Origin of the sequence: Microbacterium sp., assembly GCF_031180975.1 — a bacterium.
In the GTDB taxonomy this organism is placed as follows: Bacteria; Actinomycetota; Actinomycetes; order Actinomycetales; family Microbacteriaceae; genus Microbacterium.
Map to the genome: position 1 here is coordinate 271,624 of NZ_JAPSLI010000003.1, position 22,294 is coordinate 293,917.

The window sequence follows — 22,294 nt, forward strand, 5'->3', positions numbered from 1 at the left end:
GAAAGGCGAAAGTGGCCGACCACTATGAGGTCCTCGGGGTGTCTCGCGACGCCACCCAGGACGAGATCAAGAAGGCGTATCGGAAGCTCGCCCGGCAGCTGCACCCCGACGTGAACCCCGGGGAGGACGCCTCCGAGCGCTTCAAGCTGGTCACGCACGCGTACGACGTGCTCAGCGACGAGGAGTCCCGCCGGCGCTACGACATGGGCGGCGACGACGGCGGCTCCTTCGGCGGGTTCGGCGGATTCGGCGACATCTTCGAGACGTTCTTCGGCTCCGGTGGGGCGCGTGCCGGCCGGCCGCGCTCGCGCCGGGAACGCGGTCAGGACGCTCTCGTGCGCATCAACCTCGAGCTCGGTGACGTGGTGTTCGGCGTGCACCGCGACATCGAGGTCGACACGGCCGTGCTCTGCGAGACCTGCCAGGGTTCGTGCTGCCAGCCCGGCACCTCACCGGTGACCTGTGACGTCTGCGGCGGAAGCGGGCATGTGCAGCGCCAGGTGCGCAGCCTGCTCGGCAACGTCGTCACCTCCCAGCCGTGCGGCAGTTGCGAGGGTTACGGCACGAAGATCCCGTACCCGTGCGGCACCTGCGGCGGTCAGGGACGGGTCCGTTCGCGCCGCACCGTCTCGCTCGACATCCCCGCCGGCGTCGAGACCGGCCTGCGCCTGCAGCTGCCCGGCTCGGGCGAGGTCGGTCACGGCGGTGGCCCCAACGGCGATCTCTACGTCGAGGTCTCGGTCGCCCCGCATCCGGTGTTCAGCCGCGACGGCGACGATCTGCTGGCGACTCTCGAGGTGTCGATGACGGATGCCATCCTCGGCACCACCACGACGATCGAGGGTCTGGACGGCGCGGTCGATCTGGAGATCCGCCCCGGCATCCAGTCGGGGGACATGCTGACCATCTCCGGGCGCGGCATCACGCCGCTGCGCGGCACCCAGCGCGGCGACCTCCGCGTCGGCGTGCAGGTGGTCACGCCGACCAGGCTGGACGCCGCACAGCGCAAGCTCATCGAGGACTTCGCGAAGAAGACCAAGGCGCCGGCGCCGCGGCTCGCGCAGTTCCAGCAAGGCCTGTTCTCCAAGCTGCGCGACCGGTTCCGCAGCCACTGATCTGCACCGAACCGAACGGACGGCCATGTCGCTGCACTTCGTCACCCCCACCTCCACCGACGCGGAGGTGGGCGAGCTCGTCACGCTCACCGGAGCGGAGGCCAAGCACGCCGCCGTGGTCCGCCGGGTGCGTGTGGGGGAGACGGTCACACTGGGCGACGGGTCGGGGGTATGGCTCGAAGGCGTGGTCGAGGACGTCTCGGCCGCACAGGTGAGGGTCCGGGTGCACAGCCGCACCACCCACGACGCCCCGCCGGTGCGCATCGCCCTCGCCCAGGCGTTGGCCAAGGGCGACCGTGACGAGCTCGCCGTGCAGGCGGCGTGCGAACTCGGCGTGGACGAGATCATCCCGTGGCAGGCGGGTCGCAGCATCTCCCGCTGGGAGGGCGCGAAGGCCGCCAAGGGGCGGGATCGGTGGGCCACCATCGCGCGTGAGGCGGCCAAGCAGGCGCACCGGCCGTGGGTGCCGCGGGTCGACGAGGTGCACAGCACCGCGCAGCTTGCAGCTCTCGCCGCCGACCGACGGATGCTGGTGCTCGACCCCACCGCACAGGCGCGGCTCACCGGCATCCGGCCCGACGGTCGCGACATCCTGCTCGTGGTCGGGCCGGAGGGCGGCATCGCTCCTGAGGAGCTCACCCGTTTCGCCGACGCGGGAGCCGAGCGCGTGCGGCTGGGTGACACCGTGCTGCGCACCTCCACCGCGGGTCCCGCCGCGATCGCGGTGCTCTCCGGGGCGCTCGGCCGCTGGTGAGGGCCGGGGCACACCGCCGCACCCGAGGCTCGGGTCCGCCCCGGTCAGTAGACTGAACGCATGACGGAACCCTCGATCTTCACCCGCATCCTGAACGGGGAGATCCCTGGCGAGATCCTCGCCGACACGGACCGTGTCTTCGCGATCCGCGACATCGCGCCGCAGGCGCCCGTGCACCTCCTGGTGATCCCCAAGACCCAGGAGTACCGCGACGTCACCGAGCTGGCCGCCGGCGATCCGGAACTGCTGGCGGAGATGGTGGCCGTCGCGAAGGATCTCGCCACAGAGCACGCCGACGGGGAGTTCCGGCTGATCTTCAACACCGGAGCGGGAGCAGGCCAGACCGTGTTCCACGTGCACGCACACCTGCTCGCTGGCGGCCTCGACGAGAAGAGCCTCGGTGCCTGACGAATCCGCTCCGCAGTTCCCCGCACAGCCCGAGTACACCGAGCGCCTGTACGCCGACGGCGTCGCCATGGTGCAGCTGCTCGGCCCGCAGGACCGGCTGCTGCGGATGCTGGAGAAGCAGCATCCGCGCGTTCAGGTGCTCGTCCGCGGCAATGAGATCAACCTCGGCGGCTCCGCCGAGGACGTCGCCGAGGCGAAGAAGCTCGTGGAAGAGCTCATCGCGATGACCAGGGCTGGCCACGACCTGCTTCCCAGCGACGTCGAGAACTCGGCACGGATGCTGCGCCTGGACGAGGGCCCGCGGCCCAGCGAGGTGCTCGGCGAGGCGATCCTTTCCACTCGCGGCAAGGTCATCCGCCCCAAGACGATGGGGCAGAAGGAGTATGTCGACGCGATCGACCAGAACACCATCGTGTTCGGCATCGGCCCGGCGGGGACCGGAAAGACCTACCTGGCTATGGCCAAGGCCGTGCAGGCGCTGCAGCGCAAAGAGGTGCAGCGGATCATCCTCACCCGCCCCGCCGTCGAGGCCGGCGAGCGGCTCGGGTTCCTGCCCGGATCGCTCACCGACAAGATCGACCCGTATCTGCGTCCCCTGTACGACGCGCTGAACGAGATGATGGACCCCGAGGTCGTGCCGCGGCTGATGACCACCGGCACCATCGAGGTCGCGCCGCTGGCGTACATGCGCGGCCGCACCCTGAACGACTCGTTCGTCGTGCTCGACGAGGCGCAGAACACCACACCGGAGCAGATGAAGATGTTCCTCACGCGCCTCGGGTTCGGCACCAAGATGGTCGTCACCGGCGACATCACCCAGATCGACCTTCCGCACGGCGCGTCCGGGCTGCGCCTGGTGACACGCGTGCTGAAGGACATCGACGACATCCACTTCGCACGGCTGACCAGCGACGACGTGGTGCGCCACTCGCTGGTCGGTCGCATCGTCGACGCGTACAGCGAATACGACGAGCAGCGCACCGCCGCGCGCATCGAGCGCGAGCAGGCGCATGAGTTCGCCAACCGCGCGGAGCGGCGTGCTGCACTGCGGCAGTCGCCCCGCGACCGCAAGCCGAGACGAGGCCTGGCATGATCGAGATCAACAACGAGTCCGCCGTCGAGATCGACGAGACGGTGCTGCAGCGGCTCACCGAGTTCAACCTCGCGCAGCTGCACGTCAGCCCCGACGCCGAGGTCGCGATCGTCCTGGTCGACGAGGGAGCGATGGAGTCGCTGCACGTGCAGTGGATGGACGAACCGGGCCCCACCGACGTGCTGAGCTTCCCGATGGACGAGCTGCGTCCGGGTACGCCCGACCGCCCCACCGCCCCGGGGCTTCTCGGCGACATCGTGCTGTGCCCGCAGGTCGCCGAGACGCAGGCGGCCGCAGCCGGCCACTCGCTGATGGACGAGCTGATCCTGCTCACCACGCACGGCCTGCTGCACCTGCTCGGCTTCGACCACGCGGAGCCCGACGAGGAGCGTGAGATGTTCGGCCTGCAGCGCGAGCTGATCGCCGGGTTCGCCCGGGCCGAACGGCACCGATGACCCCGGCGATACTGCTCGCCGCCGCCGTGCTCCTGGTCGCCTTCGGCGGTCTCATGGCGGCGGTGGACGCCGCCTTCTCGGTCAGTTCCCGCTCCGACCTGGAGGAGATGGCAGAGGACGGGCGCGGCGCGGTCGCGCTGCGCCGCATCGCCGCCGACCCCGACCCGCACGTCAACGCCGTGGCGTTCATGCGTGTGCTCGCAGAGACGACCGCGGCCGTGCTGGTCACCGTGGCGTTCGCGTTCCTGCTGCCGAACATCTGGTGGGCGATGCTCGCCGCCGCCGTGCTCATGACCGGCATCACGTTCGTGCTCGTCGGCTCCAGCCCGCGCTCGTTCGGGCGGCTGCACGCCGACGGGATGCTGCGGGTGTGGGCGCCCACCGTCCGCGGCGTGCGGATCCTGCTCGGTCCGCTCGCGCAGGCGTTGGTGCGCGTCGGGCAGCGAGTGACGCCCGGCACCGGCCGCAGCAGCTTCGCATCGGAGGAGCAACTGCTCAGCATGGTCGACGAGGCCGCGTCGAACGACCTCATCGAGGAGGACGACCGCGACCTGATCCACTCCGTCTTCGACTTCACCGACCAGTTCGTGCGCGCGGTGATGGTTCCGCGTACCGAGATGCTCACCGTGGACGCGGCGGCGACCACCACCGAGGCGATGGATCTGTTCCTGCGCAGCGGGGTCTCGAGGATGCCGGTGGTCGACGACGAGGCGGACGACGTCGTCGGCGTGCTGTACCTCAAGGACCTCGTGCAGTTCGCCTACCGCGACGACAGCGCCTGGCGTGGCGCGCTCGTGCGTCCGATCGCCCGCCCCGCCACGTTCGTGCCGGAATCGATGCGTGCCGAGACGTTGCTGCAGCAGATGAAGCGCGACGCCGTGCACGTGTGCCTCGTCATCGACGAGCACGGCGGCATTTCGGGCCTCGTCACGCTGGAGGACCTCATCGAGGAACTGGTCGGCGAGATCTCCGACGAATACGACCGCGGACCGGCCGAGGTCGTCGACCTCGGCGATGGTCGCTACCGGGTGAGCTCCCGGCTCTCCCTCGAGGACGTCGGCGACCTGTTCGGCCTCGAGCTGGAGGACGACGACGTCGACTCCATCGGCGGGCTGCTCGGCAAGGCTCTGGGCCGCATCCCCCAGCCGGGAGCCACGGCCACCGTGCACGGCCTGGTGCTCACCGGCGGCGCCTCCCGCGGACGCGGCCGCGGTATCGCCACCGTGTTCGTGGAGCGGGTGCCGCAGGACACCGAAGAGGACGATCGTGAAGAAGGAGAGCGGGATGACTGAGACGCGCAGCGGATTCGTGACGTTCGTCGGACGGCCCAACGTCGGCAAATCCACGCTGACCAACGCGCTGGTGGGCGAGAAGATCGCCATCACCAGCGAGAAGCCGCAGACCACCCGGCGGGCGATCCGCGGCATCCTGAACCGCCCCGACGGGCAACTGGTGATCGTCGACACCCCCGGCATCCACAAGCCGCGGACGCTCCTCGGCGAGCGGCTCAACGACCTCGTCGAGCAGGTGCTCGGCGACGTGGACGTGATCGGCTTCTGCGTGCCCGCGACCGAGAAGGTGGGCCCGGGCGACCGGCGCATCGCCGCCTCACTGGACGGCTATCCGCGTGCCAAGAAGGTCGCGATCGTCACCAAGACGGATGCCGCGCACAAGGACGACATCGTCGAGCGGCTCATGGAGGTCGACTCGCTGCGCGAGGACTGGGCTGCGGTGATCCCGCTGTCCGCGCTCACCCGCGAGCAGCTGGACGTGCTCGCCGACGAGATCGTGCAGCTGATGCCGACCGGTCCGCGGCTGTACGACGAGGGCGTCGTCACCGACGAATCCGACGAGGACCGCATCGCGGAGATCATCCGGGAGGCGGCGCTGGAGGGCGTGCGCGACGAACTGCCGCACTCGATCGCCGTGGTCGTCGACGACATCGCCCCGCGCGAGGACGGCGATCTGACCGACGTGCACGCCTCGATCGTCGTCGAGCGAGACAGCCAGAAGGCCATCATCATCGGACGCAAGGGCTCGCGGCTCCGCGACGTCGGCGCCGCCGCCCGCGCCGGCATCGAGGAGCTCCTCGGCACCCGCGTGTTCCTGAAGCTGCACGTCAAGGTCGCCAAGGAATGGCAGCGCGACCCGAAGCAGCTGGGCCGCCTCGGATTCTGACGTGGAACGCCACTGGATCGCCCCCGCATGGGGACCACCGCAGACTTGGCGTTTCGTCGAGACCGAGCCGCCGCCGCCCGGCCCGGGAGAGGTGACGATCCGGGTGCGCGCGGCCGGCGTGAACCCGGCGGATGCCAAGCACGTCGCAGCTCCACGAAGCTCGAGCGGCGCCGATGTTCGCTGGCCGGTCCCCATCGGCTACGAGGTGTCGGGGGTGATCGAGGCCATCGGCCCGAGCACGGGCATCATCACGGGTGAGGCCTCCGTCGGCGACGAGGTGATCGCGTTCCGCGTGCGCGGCGGGTATGCCACCGCGCTCACTGTCCCCGCCGACAAGGTGCTGCACAAGCCGAGCACGCTGACGCACGCCGAGGCGGCGAACCTCCTGCTCGCCGGCACGACAGCCGCCGAGATGCTCGCCGTCGTGGACGCCGCGGAAGGGGAGACCGTCCTGCTGCACGCGGCATCCGGTGCTGTCGGGGCCAGCGTGCTGCAGCAGGCGGCACTGCGTGGCGTCACCGTGATCGGCACGGCCAGTCCCGCGCGGTTCGATGAGGTGCGCCGGTTCGGCGGCATCCCGGTGGCGTACGGACCCGGGTTGTCGCAGCGCGTGCGGGATGCCGCGTCGCAGGCGCACGCCGGCCGCCTGGCGGCGGCCTTGGACGCCGCCGGCACCGACGAGGCGGTGGACGTCTCCCTCGAGCTCATCCCCGACCGCGGCCGCGTCGTGACCGTCGCCGCGGCGGCACGGGCCGCTCAACACGGCTTCCACGCCATCGCCGGATCCCAGCCCGACAGCGCTCGGTTCCGGGACGCCGCCAGGGCGCGCCTGGTCGACCTCGCCGAGCGCGGCCTGCTCACGGTGCCGCTCGCTCGCACCTTCCCGCTCGCTCACGCGCCCGACGCGCTGGGATTCTTGGGGCAGGGGCACCCGGGTGGCAAGCTCGCGCTGATCCCGTGACGGCGTCGCCTCGGGTCAGCCGGCGCTCTCGCGCAACGCGGAACGGATGACCACCACACCGTCGCCGAACTCGGCGTCCGCGGCATTCTGATAGGTGCCGTCGTCCCACAGCACGTCCACCCACAGGTAGCCGCGCTCGGGGTAGGACCCGAAGTACGTCGAGCCGTCGTCGCCGAGCCGCCCGTCGAGTTGCGCCTGGATCTCGAGCAGCCGCTCCTCTGAGGTGTCGCCGGTCTCTCCGCCGGTCGGATCCTCGGGCATCATCGGGTCGTACAGCGCCAGAAGGATCGGCGGCTGGGTCGGCGTGAACCGCTCGCCGTCGTATGTGCCGGTCAGCGCGTACGCGCCCCAGCGCGTCGTGCCGCTCGCCTCGCTGCCCTCGACCCCGTCCCAGCTCCAGCCCTCGATCGGGATGCCGCTGCACTGCGGGGGATAGGACTCCATGATCGGACCGAGGCAGAACTCCACCGCACCGTTCTCGTCCATCACGGTGCCCGTGCCAGTCACTTCTCCGGCCGGCGGTGTCGGCGCCTCCGCGCCCAGCCGGGGGCCGTCGGCGTCGGCCGAACTGGTCGGCGGTGCCGAGCCGGGAGTGCCCGTGCAGCCGTTCAGCACGAGCATTCCGACAAGGGAGACGGCCGCGAGATGCCCGACGCTGCGCAGTGTGCTCATGCTTCGAGAGTGTCGTGCCATGGCCGATCGTCTCACGGTTGCGTGCATCCTGGCATCCGATGCTGTTACGATCGATGCATGCCTTTCGGCGCGCTGCTTCTTCTTAGCTGCCGCGACGAGGCCTGATTCCGGGCCTTCCTCGTCGCGGCGCTCGTGTTGGCCTGACACATTTCGACGAAGAGAAGAAGTCCCATGAAGAACAATCAGCGCCCCTCCTCGATGCCGGTTCACAAGTACCGTCCGTTCCACGAGCAGATCCAGGTCGACCTGCCCGACCGCACCTGGCCGGCCAAGCGCATCACGCAGGCGCCCCGCTGGTGCGCGGTCGACCTGCGCGACGGCAACCAGGCCCTCATCGATCCGATGTCCCCTGAGCGCAAGCGCGTCATGTTCGAGTTGCTCGTGAGCATGGGGTACAAGGAGATCGAAGTCGGTTTCCCGTCCGCCAGCCAGACCGATTTCGACTTCGTGCGTCAGCTGATCGAAGAGAACCTGATCCCCGACGACGTCACCATTCAGGTGCTGACCCAGTGCCGCGAGCACCTCATCGAGCGCACCTACGAGGCGATCGCCGGGGCCAAGCAGGCCATCGTGCATTTCTACAACTCCACCAGCGTGCTGCAGCGCGATGTCGTGTTCCGCTCCGACCGCGAGGGCGTCAAGCAGATCGCGCTCGAGGGAGCCCGGCTGTGCCGCCAGTTCGAGAAGCGCATCCCCGACACGCAGGTGTACTACGAGTACTCGCCGGAGAGCTACACCGGCACCGAGCTGGAGTACGCCGTCGAGGTGTGCAACGCGGTGCTGGACGTTCTCGAGCCGACCCCGGACCGCAAGGTGATCATCAACCTGCCGGCCACTGTGGAGATGGCATCGCCCAACGTGTACGCCGACTCGATCGAGTGGATGAACCGGCACCTGGCGCACCGTGAGAACGTCATCCTGTCGCTGCATCCGCACAACGACCGCGGTACCGCCATCGCCGCGGCGGAATTGGGCTACATGGCCGGCGCCGACCGCATCGAGGGATGTCTGTTCGGCAACGGCGAGCGCACCGGCAACGTCGACCTGGTCGCGCTGGGCATCAACCTGTTCACCCAGGGCATCGACCCGCAGATCGACTTCAGCGACATCGACCAGATCAAGCGCACGGTCGAGTACTGCAACCAGCTGCCGGTGCCGGAGCGCAGCCCGTGGGCCGGGGACCTCGTCTTCACCGCGTTCAGCGGCTCGCACCAGGACGCCATCAAGAAGGGTTTCGAGGCCATGGATGCCCGTGCCAAGACGCAGGGCGTGTCGGTGGACGAGATCGAGTGGGCGGTGCCGTACCTCCCGGTCGACCCGAAGGATCTGGGCCGCTCGTACGAAGCGGTCATCCGCGTCAACTCACAGTCCGGCAAGGGGGGAGTGGCGTACCTGCTGAAGACCGACCACGCCATCGACCTGCCACGCAAGCTGCAGATCGAGTTCTCCGGCGTCGTGCAGGCCAAGACGGATGCAGAGGGCGGCGAGGTCACCAGCGAGGAGATCTGGGAGATCTTCACCGACGAGTACCTGCCCGCCGCGGACCAGTCGGCCAAATGGGGCCGGTTCGAACTGCTCGGCACCGAGATCCGCAGCGACATGTCGGGCGAGGTGCAGCTGGACGTGGTGCTGCGCGACGATGAGCAGCGGGTCACGGCATCCGGCCGCGGCAACGGCCCCGTCGCAGCCTTCGTCGAGGTGCTGCGCGAGCACGGATTCGACATCACTGTCTACGACTACGTCGAGCACGCACTCAGCGCCGGCGGCGACGCGCAGGCCGCCGCCTACGTCGAGCTGCAGGTCGGCGATCAGCGGCTCTGGGGTGTCGGGATCGACGGTGACATCTCTACGGCGAGCCTGAAGGCGATCGTTTCGGGTGTGAACCGCTCGATCCGCGCGCGCGTCGGCGAGCTCGCCGCCGTCTGACCTTCCTTCTTTTTCGGGTTTGGGGCGGATTCTCTCGTTCGGGGCGGTCGGGTGCCGCCCCAAACTCGAGAATCCGCCCCAAACCGTTTCTCAGAGGGGTCAGGAGACCCACTGGACCAGTTGCCAGACGAGGCCGTTGGGGTCGGCGAACTGGCAGTAGCGCTCGCCCCACGGCTCCGTCTCCGGCGGGGTGATGACGCGCGCCCCGGTGGCGGCGATGCGTCCGAACTCCTCGTCGAGATCCTCGACGACGAACACGAGCAGCAGCCCCTGACCTGCCGAGCCGGCGATCTCACGGGGCTTGAACGTCTCAAGTCCCGTGGCGAGGAAGATCAGGTTGGTGCTCGATGACGGATGCTTCAGCGAGACGAATCCGTCCGCCGACATCGCCTCCTGATAGCCGAAGTGGGTGGTGGCGAACTGTGCGGACGCGGTGACGTCCGGCACGTTGAGGGAGACGGCGGTCTGGGTGATGTTCACGAGGACTCCTGTCGATAAACAACGTACGGCGTACAGGGTAACTCGGTGAGGTGAGAGGATATTCCCATGGCGCGAGATCTTCTCGATCTGCTCTGGAGGGACAGTCCGCACGCGGCGACCGGTGGACGGCGCGGGCCGCGTGCACGCGTCGGGGTCGGTGACCTGGTCGCGCGCGCGATCGCGCTGGCGGATGCCGGGGGCCTGGGCGCCGTCTCGGTGAGAGCTCTGGCAGAGGCGCTGGGCATGACGCCGATGTCGATCTACACCCACGTCGACAGCCGCGACGACCTGCTGGTGCTGATGGCGGATCACGTTCATGCTGCCATGCCGGCCACGGCCTTCGGCGCGGCCGGCTGGCGGGTCCGTCTGCGCCGAGTCGCCGACGACAACCTCGCGCTGCTCGGCAAGCATGCCTGGATGCTGGATGTCACGGACCCGCGCACGGCGCTGGGGCCAGGGACCATCGCGAAGTACGACAGAGAGCTGCGGGTCTTCGATGGCACGGCCCTGGGGGACGTGGACCGCGACGCCGCACTGACACTCGTGCTCGACTTCACGCGGGCAGCCGCTCGGCGCATGGCGGAGAAGAACGCCGCGGGGGAGTTCGCCGAGATCTGGGAGCACGCCGCCGGACGCCTCGCGACGTATCTGGGGGAGGACTTCCCGCTCGCTCAGCGGGTCGGCGGCGCGGCGGGCGCGGCGATGGGGGCACCTGCCGACGCTGATGCGGCATGGCGGTTCGGGCTGGAACGGCTCATCGATGGGCTGGCGCCGCTCATCGACCCCGCCCCGACGCCCGGGGTCGCCTCCGCCTGACACCACGCTCTCGGGTTTGGGGCGGATTCTCCCGCTCGGGGCGGTTCCGAGCCGCCCCGAAATCGAGAATCCGCCCCAAACGGGAGGGGAGGAGAGGGGAGGAGAGGGGACGGGGCGGGGCGGGGCAGGACGAGACGCAAGGGCAGGCGGGTCAGGTGTCGGCGGGGGGAGGGAGGCGGATAGCGGACGTCTCGGCGGCGACCTTGCGCCGGTAGAGGCGGCGCTGCTCGGGCAGTGACACGTCGAACACGACGGAGAGCACGCGGATCACCGCCGTGACGGCGATGCCGATGACCGCGGCGAGAGTGATGCCCATGCCCAACTCGTGGGCGACGACGATGAACGCGCACCCGGCGCCGGCGGCGACGGCGTACAGGGAGCCGACATGCATGATCGCCACCGGCAGCCCCACGAGGACGTCGCGCAGCACGCTCCCGCCCACCGCCGCGCACACGCCGATGAAGACGGCGGGGATGGGAGGGATGCCGAGCCCGAGCGCCTTGCTGGTGCCGAACGCCCCGAACATGCCGATCACGACAGCGTCGAGCACGACGATGACGGTGTTCACGCGCTGGAAGACACCCGCCAGCAGCATCCCGAGCAGGGCGGCGCCGCCGGCCGCGAGCAGGTACCAGTTGCTCTGCAGCGTGGCCGGCGGCTGGCCGAGCAGCAGGTCGCGGATGAGGCCTCCGCCCATGCCGATCATGACGCCGATGATGGCGACGCCCAGCCAGTCGAGGCGGCGCTGCCCCTGGAACCCGGACGCGAACATCGCACCCTGGATGCCGCCGAGCCCGACGCCGAGCAGGTCGGCCCAGAGCGGAATGGTGAAGAGCGGTTCGGGCACGCGTCCATTCTCGCGTGCACGGAGGATAATCGTTGAATGCCCACCTACCGAGACGAAGCGGTGATCCTGCGCACCCATAAGCTCGGTGAGGCCGACCGCATCGTCACGATGCTCTCGCGACGCCACGGCAAGATCCGTGCGGTCGCGAAGGGGGTTCGGCGCACCTCGTCGAAGTTCGGCTCTCGGCTGGAGCCGTTCATGGTCGCGGACGTGCAGCTGTACCAGGGCCGCTCGCTCGACATCGTGCAGCAGGCGGAATCCCTCGGCGCCTACGGTGCTGAGATCGCGGTCGACTACGACCGGTTCACCGCGGCGAGCGCGATGGTCGAGACGGCCGACCGGCTCAACGAGGCGGAGGCGACGCAGGAGCAGTACCTTCTGCTCATCGGCGGACTGCGCTCGCTCTCCAGGGGCGAGCATGCGTCGCGCAGCATCCTGGACTCCTATCTGCTGCGCGTCATGGCGCTCTCCGGATGGGCGCCGGCGCTCGAGGCGTGCGCGCGCTGCGGCGCACCAGGACCGCACGCGTCGTTCGTCGCACAGATGGGCGGTCTGGTGTGCGCGCGGTGCGCGCCGGCCGGGAGCCCCCGCATCTCGGCATCCGCTCTGGCGCTGCTGCGCGCGCTGATGGGCGGCGACTGGGCGACGGTCGACGGAGCGCCGCATACCGACACGGCCGCCGCGTCAGGAACGATCGCGGCGTACGCGCAGTGGCATCTCGAGCGCGGCATCCGCTCGCTCGCCCACGTGGAAGGAACTCGGTGAGCCCGAAACCGTACACGCACAAGGACGCTGTGCCGTACCGCCCCCTGGACTGGACCGGCGTGCATCCGCCGGCGTTCCGGGCGGTGCCCAACCACGTCGCGATCGTCATGGACGGCAACGGCCGATGGGCCAATCGCCGCGGACTGAACAGGATCGAGGGCCACAAGGCCGGCGAGGAGGTGCTGCTCGACGTCGTCGCGGGTGCGATCCAGGCCGGGATCAGGCACCTCTCGGTGTACGCGTTCTCCACCGAGAACTGGGCGCGCTCTCCCGAGGAGGTGCGCTTCCTGATGGGCTACAACCGCGACGTCCTGCACCGCCGGCGTGATCAGCTCAACGAGTGGGGCGTGCGGGTGCGCTGGGCCGGACGCAAGCCGCGACTGTGGGGCTCGGTCATCAAGGAGCTGCAGTACGCGGAGCAGCTCACCCGCGGCAACGACGTGCTGACGCTGACGATGTGCGTGAACTACGGCGGACGGGTCGAGCTGGTCGACGCGATGCGCGCGATCGCCGCGGATGTCGTTGCCGGGCGCGTCAAGCCGAACGCGATCAGCGAGAAGATGATCCGGCGGCACCTGTACGTGCCGGACATGCCGGACGTCGACCTGTTCCTGCGCAGCTCGGGGGAGCAGCGCACCTCCAACTTCCTGCTCTGGCAGTCGGCGTACGCGGAGATGGTGTTCCTCGACACGCTGTGGCCGGACTTCTCCCGCGAGGAGCTCTGGCGCGCGATCGAGATCTACCTGTCGCGCGACCGCCGCTTCGGCGGGGCGGTGGACGCGCCCGTCAGGTGAGCGCGCGCAGCCACCGCTCGGTCTCGCGCGGCTGGCGCAGGCGGACCACGACGAGATGGGGGAACGTCTGCTGCGCAATGGGCATCCGCTCGGCCCAGTGATGACGGGTGCGGGTCTGCCACGCGAGGATGTTCTCGTGCGGATCGCGCGTCGTCAGCAGCCGCCAGAGCGGCTTCTCGACGTTGCCGTTGTACATCTCAGTGCGCAGGATGCTGCGTCCGAGGGTCCGCCGCAGCAGACGCGCCCGCACCACCGGCCAGGGGTAGTCCAGCCAGACGGCGAGCTGTGCGCGCGGGGCGAGGATGTCGTCTGTGCCCTTGCTGGTGTACTGCCATTCGGTCACCCAGCGTTCGGTGACGGCGAAGGCGCGCACGTCGTCGAGGAACTCCGGCCGCGGCGTCCAGTCCGGTCCGTGGTGCAGGGCGTCCATCTCGTGGCATTCGAGACCCCAGATCCCTGCCAGCCGGCGCGCCAGCGTGGTCTTGCCCGACCCGGTGACCCCGGCGATCAGCACCCGCTGGGGCCGGAACGGCAGGGGATCGTCGGCGGACAGCATCCGAAGATGCTACCAACGGAATACTTCCGGTCCGCGCGGGGTTGAGCCCAAGCGTGACTGAACCCATCTCGATCGACATCTGGTCCGACATCGCCTGCCCGTGGTGCTACATCGACAAGCGCAACCTCGAGAAGGGGCTCGCCGCGACGGCGGGTGACGAGGATGCGCCGCAGGTGACCATCACCTTCCACTCGTTCGAGCTCTCACCAGACACCCCCGCCGACTTCGACGGCGACGAGGTGGACTTCCTCGCCGGGCACAAGGGCATGCCCCGCGAACAGGTGAAGGGGATGCTGGAGCACGTGACGAACGTCGCGGCGGATGCCGGTCTGCACTACCGCTTCGACCTGCTCCAGCACACCAACACCGTCAAGGCGCACGAGCTGCTGCATTTCGCCAAGGCCAAGGGGCGCCAGCACGAGATGGAGGAACGCCTGATGTCGGCGTACTTCACCGAGGGACGGCACGTGGGTCGTGTGGACGACCTGGTCGCTCTCGCCGAGGAGGTCGGGCTGGACGCAACCGAGGCCCGCGAGGCACTGGAGTCGAATCGGTACCTGGCCGACGTGCGCGCCGACCAGGCGCAGGCACGCGCCTACGGCATCAACGGTGTGCCGTTCTTCGTCATCGACGGACAGTACGGCATCTCGGGCGCCCAGCCACCGGCGGCGTTCGAGAACGTGCTGCGCGATCTGTGGGCCAAGCGCGCAGCCGTGGTCGCCGAACCAGCTCGCTGACCGCGACCTGGCCGGCCCGACGCAGGACGGCTCAGCGAGCGCCGACGCCCAGCGCGCTCTCGACGGCGGCGACGATCTCGGGGTCGTCCGGCTTCTGCTTCGGACGGAACCGGCGCACGGAGCCGTCCGCGCCGACGAGGAACTTCTCGAAGTTCCATTCCACCCGCCCGGCCTTGCCGGCGGCATCCGGTGTCTGCGTGAGCGCCTTGTACAGCGCGTGGGCGTTGCGCCCGTTCACCTTCACCTTGTCGGCGATGGGGAAGCTGACGCCGTACGTGGTCGAGCAGAACTCGAGGATCTCGTCCATCGAACCCGGCTCCTGACCAAAGAACTGGTTGCACGGGAAGCCGACCACCGTGAAGCCGCGATCGCCGTAGGTGCGCTGCAGCTCCTCGAGCTGCGCATACTGCGGGGTGAGTCCGCACTTCGAGGCGACGTTGACGACGAGCACGACCTCGGCGCCCAGATCGTCGAGCGTCTTCTCGTGTCCTTCGGCGTCGGCGAACGGGATGGAGCGCACTGCGAGATCGGTCATATCCACAGCTTAAGTCGGTGCCACCGGGTGGGCGCCCGGTCTGGGACAATGGAGAGGACATGACCATCGCCACCGCCCCCGCCCCCGCTCTGCGCATCGGCCCGATCGATCTCGACGTGCCCGTCGTCCTGGCCCCGATGGCGGGGATCACGAACACCGCGTTCCGCCGGCTGTGCCGCGAGTACGGCGCCGGGCTGTACGTCAGCGAAATGATCACGTCGCGGGCCCTGGTGGAGCGCAACGCGATCACGATGCGTCTGATCCAGCATCATGAGAGCGAGACGCCGCGCTCGATCCAGCTTTACGGCGTCGATCCGGCGACCATCGCCGAGGCGGTGCGCATCATCGTCGCCGAGGACCGCGCCGACCACATCGATCTGAACTTCGGCTGCCCGGTTCCCAAGGTCACCCGCAAGGGCGGCGGCGCGGCGCTGCCCTGGAAGACGACGCTGTTCGCCGACATCGTCACCCGCGCCGTCAAGGCCGCCGGTGACGTCCCGCTCACTGTCAAGATGCGCAAGGGCATCGACCGCAACCACCTCACCTTCCTCGACGCCGGCCGGGCGGCGGAGGATGCCGGGGCCGCGGCCGTCGCCCTGCACGCCCGCACCGCGTCGGAGTACTACTCCGGTCACGCCGACTGGAGCGCCATCGGCGAGCTGAAGGAAGCTGTCACCAGCATCCCGGTGCTCGGCAACGGCGACATCTGGTCGGCCGACGACGCGGTACGGATGATGACGGAGACCGGCTGCGACGGCGTCGTCGTCGGCCGAGGATGCCTCGGTCGACCGTGGCTGTTCGGTGAACTCGCGGCGGCTCTCGGCCCCGAGGAGGTGGCCGCCGCCCAGCCCCAGGTGGACGCCACCCTGCGCTTCGTCGCCGCGGCGTTCCGTCGCCACGCGCAGCTGCTCGTGGAGTTCTTCGAGGACGAGGACCGCGGATGCAAGGACATCCGCAAGCACGTCGCCTGGTACTTCAAGGGATACCCGGTCGGCGGCGAACTGCGCGCCGCTCTCGCTCGGGTCTCGACCCTGCAGGAAATCGACGACCTGCTCGGCGACCTGGAGGACGCGCCGTACCCCGGCGCGGGCGCGGAGGGACAGCGCGGACGCGCCGGCTCACCCAAGCGCACCGCGTTGCCGGAAGGCTGGCTCGACTCGCGGGAGATCGGCGAAGACACCGGCAGCATGATGCGCGGGGCGGAGATCGAGAACAGTGGCGGCTGATCGTTCGTCGGCACCCGGCTACGACGCCCACGACGCGGAGCGCTTCTACGGCGAGACCCATCGCTCCGAGCGCGACGATTTCGCCCGCGACCGCGCACGGGTGCTGCACTCGGCGGCGCTGCGCCGATTGGCGGCGAAGACCCAGGTCCTGAGCCCCGCCAGCACCGCCGACTTCGCCCGCAACCGGCTCACCCACTCCCTCGAAGTGGCGCAGGTTGGCCGCGAACTCGCCACGGCGCTGGGAGTCTCGGCCGACGTGGTCGACACCGCATGTCTGAGCCACGACCTCGGGCATCCGCCGTTCGGGCACAACGGCGAGCGGGCCCTCAACGAGTGGGCGGAGCACATCGGCGGCTTCGAGGGCAACGCGCAGTCGCTGCGCATCCTCACCCGACTCGAGGCCAAAGTGCTCGACGACGCCGGCGACTCGGTCGGCCTGAACCTCACGCGAGCCAGTCTTGACGCGACCTGCAAGTATCCGTGGACGGTGGACAGCCCACTGCCCGACCCCGGTGGGCGGCTGAAGTTCGGCGTGTACCCCGAGGACGAGGCGGTGTTCCGCTGGATGCGCGCGGAGGCCCCGGGCCGGCTGCGCTGCATCGAGGCCGAGATCATGGACCTGTCCGACGACATCGGCTACTCCGTGCATGATTTCGAGGACGCCATCGTCAACGGCTACCTGCACGTCGAGCAGCTGTCGGACCCCGCCGAGCACGACGCCCTGGTCGGCCGCATCCAGCAGTGGGTGGGCTACGACTTCACCCGCGACGAGCTGGCCGACGCGCTGTACCGCCTCACCTGCCAGCCGATGTGGCTCAAGTCGTTCGACCGCTCCCGCCGCGACCTGGCCAGGCTGAAGAACCTCACCAGCGACCTGATCGGGCGTTTTGCACGCGCCGCGGTGTCGGCGACGCGTGCCGCTTACCCTGGGCCGTCGCTCGCGCGCTACAGCGGCCACGTCGTGGTGCCACGGGTGGTGGAGGCGGAGATCGCCGTGCTGAAGGGGATCATGGGCCAGGCGATCGTCACGATCGACGCGCGCAAGGGCGTCTACAAGGAGCAGCGCCGGGTGCTCAAGCGGCTCGCCGATGCGCTGTGGTCGACCGACGCGCTGTGGTCGGCGGGGGCCGACGTGCTGGAGCCCGCGTTCGCCGCCGACTTCGTCGCCTCGACGACGGATGCCGAACGCGCGCGCGTCGTCGTGGATCAGGTGGCCAGTCTCACCGACCAGACCGCGGTGGACTGGCACAACCGCCTCGTCGGCGAGATCGACCCCGCCGAGGTCGGCATCTGGAGCCCGCGGCACGCGCGCCCGGTGGTACGGAGGCGAGCCGAGAGGCAGACGGTCGCCGAAGGGGCGCTCTGATGCCCCGCATCCGCCAGGCCGACGTCGAAGAGGTCAAGACCCGCACCAACATCGCCGACATCGTCGGCGAGCGGGTGGCGCTGAAGTCCGCCGGAGTCGGGTCGCTGAAGGGCCTCTGCCCGTTCCATGACGAGAAGAGCCCGAGCTTCCACGTGCGCCCGCAGGTCGGGTACTACCACTGCTTCGGGTGCGGCGCCTCGGGCGACGTGTACTCGTTCCTGCGGGAGATCGACCACGTCAGCTTCACCGAGGCCGTTGAACGTCTCGCCGGCCGGATCGGCTACGCGCTGCACTACGAGGACGGCGGCGCCGCCCCGGAGACGAGCGGGCGCAGCCGGCTGTACGCCGCGAACAGCGCCGCGGGGGACTTCTTCCGCGCGCAACTGCTCAGCCCCGAGGCCGAAAGTGCGCGCCGCTTCCTGGGCGAGCGCGGATTCGACGCGGGGGCCGCCGCGCACTTCGGCGTCGGCTACGCGCCGCGCGGCTGGGACGGGATGCTGAAGGCGCTGACCGCGCAAGGGTTCAGCCGCGACGAGCTGAGCGCGGCAGGGCTGGTCTCCACCGGGCAGCGCGGCGTGTACGACCGGTTCCGCGGCCGGGTGGTGTGGCCGATCCGTGACGTGACGGGGCAGACCATCGGGTTCGGCGCGCGGCGGCTCTACGACGACGACCAGGGACCGAAGTACCTGAATACGCCGGAGACTCCGATCTACAAGAAGGCGCAGGTGCTGTACGGTCTCGACCTCGCCAAGCGCGACATCGCCAGGGGCGACCCCCGCCGCGTGGTGGTGGTCGAGGGGTACACCGACGTCATGGCCTGCCACCTCGCCGGTGTGACCACCGCGATCGCGACCTGCGGCACCGCGTTCGGCGCCGAGCACATCAAGGTGCTGCGTCGCGTGATGGGAGACGACTCCGCCGCCGGAGAGGTGGTCTTCACGTTCGACGGCGACGAAGCGGGGCAGAAGGCGGCGCTGCGCGCCTTCAGCGAGGACTCCCGGTTCACCGCTCAGACCTTCGTCGCGGTCGCACCGGAGGGGCTCGACCCCTGCGACCTGCGGCTGCAGCGTGGGGATGCCGCGGTGCGCGGCCTCATGGACGCCAAGGTGCCCATGTTCGAGTTCGCCATCGACCGCAAACTCGCCGGGTACGACCTGTCGACCGTGGAGGGTCAGGTCGGCGCGCTGCGCGCCGCCGCCCCGATCGTGGCGGAGATCCGCGATGAGCTGCTGCGCCCCGGGTACGAGCGCGTGCTCGCGCGGCGCCTCGGCATGGACCCGACCGCCGTGCATCAGCAGGTGCAGCGCGCTCCACGCGGGGGCGCCCCGCAGCCGCACCGGGCGCATGCGACTCCCGCGCCGTCCGCACCGGGAGCGGGTGAGCCGGAGGCTCCCACCCGGGTCCGGCTCGCCGACCTGCCGAGGACCGCCGAGGTCGCTCTCGAGCGCGATGCGCTGATGGGGATGCTGCAGTACGGCCATCGCGTGGACGCAGCGCTGCTGTCGCGGGCGTTGGCGGAGCCGTTCCGGCATCCTGCGCTCGAAGCGGTTCGCGAGTCGGTGGCATCCGTCGCCGACCGCACTCGCGTCGGGTGGGCGACCGACGCAGCGGATGCCGTCCGCGAGCCGTTCCGGTCTCTGGCGGGGGAGCTGCTCATGATGCCGTTCCCCGCGCGCGATGAGGAGGGCGCCGTGGCCTCGGCGGCCGATCTCTGCCGGCGCCTGATCCTGCGCAGCATCGAACGCGAGAAGAACGAGCTGCTCGGCGCCGTGCAGCGGGTGCCCGCCGAATCGGACGGAGGGCGGGCGCTGCGGATGCGATTGCGGGATCTCGACATCGAGCGCCTTCGATTCGTCGAGTCGTGAGACGCCGGGGTCGCTGGGCGGGCAGGATGGACTCATGCCCGTGCCCAGTGTGAACGCGATCGAATGCTCGGATCTGGTCATCGACCGGATCGGGCACGGCGGAACCACCCGCGCCGTCGACGGCGTCACGTTCAGCATCCCGCCGGGGCAGCTGCTGTGCGTCGCCGGCCCGACCGGGTCCGGCAAGTCCACGCTGGTGACCGCGCTCGCGGGCATGGGCGACGCGTCGGTGAGGATCGCCGGGGGCGGAGCCGTGGTGTGCGGGGTGAACGTGCGCAAGCCGGGCCGCAAGCGGCGCCTGCTGACCGCCCTCACCGGATACGTGGCTCAGGGAGCCGGCGCGGCGCTGCCACCGCGGCTGACCGTCGGCGAGGTGATCTCGGAACCGGTCACCATGCGCGAGAGAAAGGTCAACGCCAAGGCGCTCGCCATCCGCGTCGCGTCGTTGCTCGACGAGCTGCATCTGCCGCTCGGCGCCGCGTCGAAGTTCCCGTACGAGCTCAGCGCCGGCATGCGGCAGCGGGTCGCCATCGCGCGCGCGTTCATGCTGGAGCCCCGCGTGCTCATCGCCGACGAGCCGCTCGCGAACCTCGACCTGGAGGTGCGCCCGGTCGTCTTCGACGCCATCACGCGCCGGCGGACGGAGCAGGGGATGGCTGCGCTGCTGGTGACCAACGACGCCGCCTTCATCCGCGAGTTGGATGCCGAGGCGCTGATGCTCCGGTCCGGGCACGTCGTCGCCCGTGGCGTCGGGAAGAACCTCATCTGGGCGCCCAACGCCGAGGCGGATTCCCGCCGCTGAGACGCCACGCCCGGGTGGCTGCGTCGGTTTCTGGGAGGGCCGCGGAGTTTGCTAAGCTTGACGAGTTGCCCGCCCAGCGGGTGCATTCCCCTGTAGCTCAATTGGCAGAGCAATCGGCTGTTAACCGATAGGTTGTTGGTTCGAGTCCAACCGGGGGAGCCAGACGAAGCGCGATAGTTCGATCGGACTCCAGCAAGTCCTCTTCGAGGCTCCCTAGAACTCGTCGTCGTCCAGAAGCCGCGCTCGCGCCGTCGTTGTGGCGGTCACATCTAGTGGCGGTCACCTCTATATGAGCGCGGTGCCGACAGAGGGGAGCCGTCGTGCCGAGCCCCTGATCAATCCGTTCGGAACGAACTGAAGGCTGGCATGGTGAGGGGCTTGCCTTCTTCGCTACTCAGGTCCATACTTGCGGCAATCACTCAGTGTCGAGGATCCGGGGTGCCTGGACGTGAAACGTGCGATATCCCGCGATGGCCACGTGGCTACCCTAGTAGCAGTGTTCATCGGCGCTGCACTCGCAGGAGCCCTCCTGGGAGGAGCGTCGGCCGAGGCCACGAACTGGTCGGGCGCGACATCTTACGTCGGATGTCATCAGCTCAACAAGGCTGACAGCGCTGCGCATGGCTACTACTACTCCTCGCTCAACTCAGCGAATACGGCGGCAATGAACTGGGCCCGCGTGAACGTAATCGACCCAACCGATGTGAACACTTACAACGACGCACACAACGCGCAGACCGACGTGGTGGTCTTCGATGGCAACTTCGCGACTTACTGCGGGCTGAGCTGGTACTCGTCGACCAACACGTCGGGCATAGTCGGTCTGGCGACGTGTGTGAGTTTATCCGGGGCATCATGTGAGCAGCACCAGATATATCTGCACGAGCCTTGGACCTCGAGCAAGCCAGCCGACTTTCTACAAGCTCTCGCCTCCCATGAGTCGGGACACACGCTCGGGCTTGCTCATCGTTCATCAGGTTCGACATCCATGCAGGTTGGTTACCCGAAACCGTCTCGGTACTACGACGGCCATGACTGGTCTCACTTGAATGCTGCGTACTGAGAGTCGAGAGGGAAGTGCGATGCGAAAGACACGCGTGATCCTGGCCTCGGCCATAGCCGTCGCTGGTCTGCTCGTTGGGGCCGCGGTCGTGGATGCTGTGCGTACGAGCGATGTGCTCACGGCCCCAGCTATGGCGTCGGCGGAAGACGTCCAGCGTCTTCAGGATGCTCTGTCCGCCCAGGGCGGTGTTGGCGACGCTCAGTGGGTGGATCACACTCTCCGGGAGACGCTTCCCAACTTCAAGGTCTCCTGGGACGGCAAGCCCGGCGTGCGGATCTTCGCGGCGACGGTGGAAGGGAGAGTCCACGATGTGCGGCCTGGCTCGAGCTATCACGACAGCGTCAGCGGTGATGACACCATCAAGCGCGAAGAACTCGCTTTTGATGATCCAGACGCGAACTGGCGCGTTGTTGTTCTCACCGTTGAGGTACTGAACGACTTCGACCCTGAGGGGGAGTTGCCGTCGGAGATCGAAGTGGCACTATGGCTGGACGGAACGACGGATCCCGAGGTGATTCGCAAGGGCTTCCAGGGACAGCGCATCTTCGCGGTCCTTGAGGAGCCCGGGCGCCTCGAACCTCCGCACGCTTACCCTGTCGCCCGCAACGGCGCCCTAATCGGAGTGGTTCGTGAAGACGGATCGCTTTCGCTCCCGGGACTTGACGTTGAAGAGGAAGAGTACCTGGGTGGTCTCACGACGATCTCGGCGATCGTGGCAGCCGCCAAGGAGCCGGAGACCGTGCTGCACATCTCCACGGAGAATGGCTCATGGGTGCGGACCGACTAGGGACATGTGCGGGTTGCTCTGCGGCTTACTGCGTCAATCTGAGTCTACTGCTCACGACCGCAAAGCCTGTGG

The 22,294-nt window shown here is 69.1% G+C and carries 24 protein-coding genes and 1 tRNA gene; 20 read left to right on the forward strand and 5 right to left on the reverse strand.

The genetic code is table 11. The features are described 5' to 3' along the window. Nucleotides 1–11: 11 nt before the first annotated feature. From dnaJ to RIF65_RS06115, 8 genes are all read left to right on the forward strand, one after another. Complete coding sequence (dnaJ, locus tag RIF65_RS06080) at nt 12–1,115, forward strand: molecular chaperone DnaJ (protein ID WP_309066421.1); 1,104 nt, start codon at nt 12–14, stop codon at nt 1,113–1,115. Between the two features lie 25 nt (nt 1,116–1,140). Next, a complete protein-coding gene (locus RIF65_RS06085; protein ID WP_309066422.1) occupies nt 1,141–1,869 on the forward strand; it encodes a 16S rRNA (uracil(1498)-N(3))-methyltransferase in 729 nt (242 codons plus the stop codon). A 60-nt stretch (nt 1,870–1,929) separates the two neighbouring features. Then, nucleotides 1,930–2,277 (forward strand): HIT domain-containing protein, encoded by a 348-nt coding sequence (locus RIF65_RS06090; RefSeq protein ID WP_309066423.1) that lies wholly within the window; start codon nt 1,930–1,932, stop codon nt 2,275–2,277. Nucleotides 2,278–2,344: 67 nt separating this feature from the next. Next, the gene (locus RIF65_RS06095; RefSeq protein WP_309066502.1) at nt 2,345–3,370 is read left to right on the forward strand and encodes a PhoH family protein; all 1,026 of its coding nucleotides are present in this window, start codon (nt 2,345–2,347) and stop codon (nt 3,368–3,370) included. Beyond that, on the forward strand, nt 3,367–3,825 hold the full coding sequence (gene ybeY, locus RIF65_RS06100; protein ID WP_309066424.1) for an rRNA maturation RNase YbeY: 459 nt from the start codon (nt 3,367–3,369) through the stop codon (nt 3,823–3,825). Before RIF65_RS06095 ends, ybeY begins: the two co-directional genes overlap by 4 nt. Beyond that, the gene (locus RIF65_RS06105) at nt 3,822–5,117 is read left to right on the forward strand and encodes a hemolysin family protein (RefSeq protein ID WP_309066425.1); all 1,296 of its coding nucleotides are present in this window, start codon (nt 3,822–3,824) and stop codon (nt 5,115–5,117) included. The genes ybeY and RIF65_RS06105 overlap by 4 nt, the downstream gene beginning before the upstream one ends. Continuing rightward, complete coding sequence (era, locus tag RIF65_RS06110) at nt 5,110–6,003, forward strand: GTPase Era (RefSeq protein WP_309066426.1); 894 nt, start codon at nt 5,110–5,112, stop codon at nt 6,001–6,003. The genes RIF65_RS06105 and era overlap by 8 nt, the downstream gene beginning before the upstream one ends. Before the next feature lies 1 nt (nt 6,004). Further along, nucleotides 6,005–6,964: an alcohol dehydrogenase catalytic domain-containing protein gene (locus tag RIF65_RS06115; RefSeq protein WP_309066427.1), complete on the forward strand. Its 960-nt coding sequence runs from the start codon at nt 6,005–6,007 to the stop codon at nt 6,962–6,964. A 15-nt stretch (nt 6,965–6,979) separates the two neighbouring features. Here RIF65_RS06115 and RIF65_RS06120 read toward each other — a convergent pair whose 3' ends face one another. Beyond that, entirely contained in the window at nt 6,980–7,636 is a 657-nt protein-coding gene (locus RIF65_RS06120) for a hypothetical protein (protein WP_309066428.1), read from the reverse strand. 192 nt (nt 7,637–7,828) lie between these two features. Between RIF65_RS06120 and leuA the strand changes: the two genes are divergently transcribed. Beyond that, a complete protein-coding gene (gene leuA / locus RIF65_RS06125; protein WP_309066429.1) occupies nt 7,829–9,583 on the forward strand; it encodes a 2-isopropylmalate synthase in 1,755 nt (584 codons plus the stop codon). 99 nt (nt 9,584–9,682) lie between these two features. Here the strand turns inward: leuA and RIF65_RS06130 are convergent, their stop codons facing one another. Beyond that, a complete protein-coding gene (locus RIF65_RS06130) occupies nt 9,683–10,063 on the reverse strand; it encodes a VOC family protein (RefSeq protein WP_309066430.1) in 381 nt (126 codons plus the stop codon). A 66-nt stretch (nt 10,064–10,129) separates the two neighbouring features. Between RIF65_RS06130 and RIF65_RS06135 the strand changes: the two genes are divergently transcribed. Then, entirely contained in the window at nt 10,130–10,879 is a 750-nt protein-coding gene (locus tag RIF65_RS06135; protein WP_309066431.1) for a TetR/AcrR family transcriptional regulator, read from the forward strand. Nucleotides 10,880–11,030: 151 nt separating this feature from the next. On the opposite strand, the gene RIF65_RS06140 is transcribed toward RIF65_RS06135, so the two are convergent. Then, nucleotides 11,031–11,726 carry a trimeric intracellular cation channel family protein gene (locus RIF65_RS06140; protein WP_309066432.1) on the reverse strand — a complete coding sequence of 232 codons (696 nt, stop codon included), beginning with the start codon at nt 11,724–11,726 and terminating at the stop codon, nt 11,031–11,033. Between the two features lie 36 nt (nt 11,727–11,762). Between RIF65_RS06140 and recO the strand changes: the two genes are divergently transcribed. Both recO and RIF65_RS06150 read left to right on the forward strand, forming a co-directional pair. Then, entirely contained in the window at nt 11,763–12,491 is a 729-nt protein-coding gene (recO, locus tag RIF65_RS06145) for a DNA repair protein RecO (protein ID WP_309066433.1), read from the forward strand. After that, nucleotides 12,488–13,285, forward strand: coding sequence for an isoprenyl transferase (locus tag RIF65_RS06150; protein WP_309066434.1), 798 nt, complete (start codon nt 12,488–12,490; stop codon nt 13,283–13,285). The genes recO and RIF65_RS06150 overlap by 4 nt, the downstream gene beginning before the upstream one ends. Here RIF65_RS06150 and RIF65_RS06155 read toward each other — a convergent pair. Next, nucleotides 13,278–13,841, reverse strand: coding sequence for an AAA family ATPase (locus RIF65_RS06155; RefSeq protein WP_309066435.1), 564 nt, complete (start codon nt 13,839–13,841; stop codon nt 13,278–13,280). The two genes, RIF65_RS06150 and RIF65_RS06155, sit on opposite strands and share 8 nt — an antisense overlap. 53 nt (nt 13,842–13,894) lie before the next feature. Between RIF65_RS06155 and RIF65_RS06160 the strand changes: the two genes are divergently transcribed. Further along, the gene (locus RIF65_RS06160; protein ID WP_309066436.1) at nt 13,895–14,578 is read left to right on the forward strand and encodes a DsbA family oxidoreductase; all 684 of its coding nucleotides are present in this window, start codon (nt 13,895–13,897) and stop codon (nt 14,576–14,578) included. Between the two features lie 31 nt (nt 14,579–14,609). On the opposite strand, the gene RIF65_RS06165 is transcribed toward RIF65_RS06160, so the two are convergent. After that, nucleotides 14,610–15,113, reverse strand: a complete 504-nt coding sequence (locus tag RIF65_RS06165; RefSeq protein ID WP_309066437.1) for a glutathione peroxidase — start codon at nt 15,111–15,113, stop codon at nt 14,610–14,612. Between the two features lie 59 nt (nt 15,114–15,172). Here RIF65_RS06165 and dusB point away from each other — a divergent pair, with 59 nt between their 5' ends. The 7 genes from dusB (at nt 15,173) to RIF65_RS06200 (ending at nt 22,222) form a co-directional block, all read left to right on the forward strand. Next, nucleotides 15,173–16,339, forward strand: coding sequence for a tRNA dihydrouridine synthase DusB (gene dusB, locus RIF65_RS06170; RefSeq protein WP_309066438.1), 1,167 nt, complete (start codon nt 15,173–15,175; stop codon nt 16,337–16,339). Continuing rightward, nucleotides 16,329–17,705, forward strand: a complete 1,377-nt coding sequence (locus RIF65_RS06175; protein WP_309066439.1) for a deoxyguanosinetriphosphate triphosphohydrolase — start codon at nt 16,329–16,331, stop codon at nt 17,703–17,705. The genes dusB and RIF65_RS06175 overlap by 11 nt, the downstream gene beginning before the upstream one ends. Next, nucleotides 17,705–19,570: a DNA primase gene (dnaG, locus tag RIF65_RS06180; RefSeq protein WP_309066440.1), complete on the forward strand. Its 1,866-nt coding sequence runs from the start codon at nt 17,705–17,707 to the stop codon at nt 19,568–19,570. The genes RIF65_RS06175 and dnaG overlap by 1 nt, the downstream gene beginning before the upstream one ends. Before the next feature lie 34 nt (nt 19,571–19,604). Beyond that, nucleotides 19,605–20,372: an ATP-binding cassette domain-containing protein gene (locus tag RIF65_RS06185; protein ID WP_309066441.1), complete on the forward strand. Its 768-nt coding sequence runs from the start codon at nt 19,605–19,607 to the stop codon at nt 20,370–20,372. Between the two features lie 86 nt (nt 20,373–20,458). Then, nucleotides 20,459–20,534: transfer RNA gene (locus RIF65_RS06190), tRNA-Asn, on the forward strand. Nucleotides 20,535–20,868: 334 nt separating this feature from the next. Further along, entirely contained in the window at nt 20,869–21,435 is a 567-nt protein-coding gene (locus tag RIF65_RS06195; RefSeq protein WP_309066442.1) for a hypothetical protein, read from the forward strand. Between the two features lie 19 nt (nt 21,436–21,454). Further along, nucleotides 21,455–22,222, forward strand: coding sequence for a hypothetical protein (locus RIF65_RS06200; protein WP_309066443.1), 768 nt, complete (start codon nt 21,455–21,457; stop codon nt 22,220–22,222). The last annotated feature ends 72 nt before the right edge of the window (nt 22,223–22,294 follow it).

What these genes read in the sequence shown, in the direction of transcription:
- recO (WP_309066433.1), top strand. Translation starts at nt 11,763, where the DNA reads ATGCCCACCTACCGAGACGAAGCGGTGATCCTGCGCACCCATAAGCTC.
- era (WP_309066426.1), top strand. Translation starts at nt 5,110, where the DNA reads ATGACTGAGACGCGCAGCGGATTCGTGACGTTCGTCGGACGGCCCAAC.
- dnaG (WP_309066440.1), top strand. Translation starts at nt 17,705, where the DNA reads ATGCCCCGCATCCGCCAGGCCGACGTCGAAGAGGTCAAGACCCGCACC.
- RIF65_RS06095 (WP_309066502.1), top strand. Translation starts at nt 2,345, where the DNA reads ATGGTGCAGCTGCTCGGCCCGCAGGACCGGCTGCTGCGGATGCTGGAG.
- ybeY (WP_309066424.1), top strand. Translation starts at nt 3,367, where the DNA reads ATGATCGAGATCAACAACGAGTCCGCCGTCGAGATCGACGAGACGGTG.
- RIF65_RS06085 (WP_309066422.1), top strand. Translation starts at nt 1,141, where the DNA reads ATGTCGCTGCACTTCGTCACCCCCACCTCCACCGACGCGGAGGTGGGC.
- RIF65_RS06120 (WP_309066428.1), bottom strand. Translation starts at nt 7,636, where the DNA reads ATGAGCACACTGCGCAGCGTCGGGCATCTCGCGGCCGTCTCCCTTGTC.
- leuA (WP_309066429.1), top strand. Translation starts at nt 7,829, where the DNA reads ATGAAGAACAATCAGCGCCCCTCCTCGATGCCGGTTCACAAGTACCGT.
- RIF65_RS06165 (WP_309066437.1), bottom strand. Translation starts at nt 15,113, where the DNA reads ATGACCGATCTCGCAGTGCGCTCCATCCCGTTCGCCGACGCCGAAGGA.
- dusB (WP_309066438.1), top strand. Translation starts at nt 15,173, where the DNA reads ATGACCATCGCCACCGCCCCCGCCCCCGCTCTGCGCATCGGCCCGATC.
- RIF65_RS06105 (WP_309066425.1), top strand. Translation starts at nt 3,822, where the DNA reads ATGACCCCGGCGATACTGCTCGCCGCCGCCGTGCTCCTGGTCGCCTTC.
- RIF65_RS06185 (WP_309066441.1), top strand. Translation starts at nt 19,605, where the DNA reads ATGCCCGTGCCCAGTGTGAACGCGATCGAATGCTCGGATCTGGTCATC.
- RIF65_RS06090 (WP_309066423.1), top strand. Translation starts at nt 1,930, where the DNA reads ATGACGGAACCCTCGATCTTCACCCGCATCCTGAACGGGGAGATCCCT.
- RIF65_RS06200 (WP_309066443.1), top strand. Translation starts at nt 21,455, where the DNA reads ATGCGAAAGACACGCGTGATCCTGGCCTCGGCCATAGCCGTCGCTGGT.
- RIF65_RS06155 (WP_309066435.1), bottom strand. Translation starts at nt 13,841, where the DNA reads ATGCTGTCCGCCGACGATCCCCTGCCGTTCCGGCCCCAGCGGGTGCTG.
- RIF65_RS06135 (WP_309066431.1), top strand. Translation starts at nt 10,130, where the DNA reads ATGGCGCGAGATCTTCTCGATCTGCTCTGGAGGGACAGTCCGCACGCG.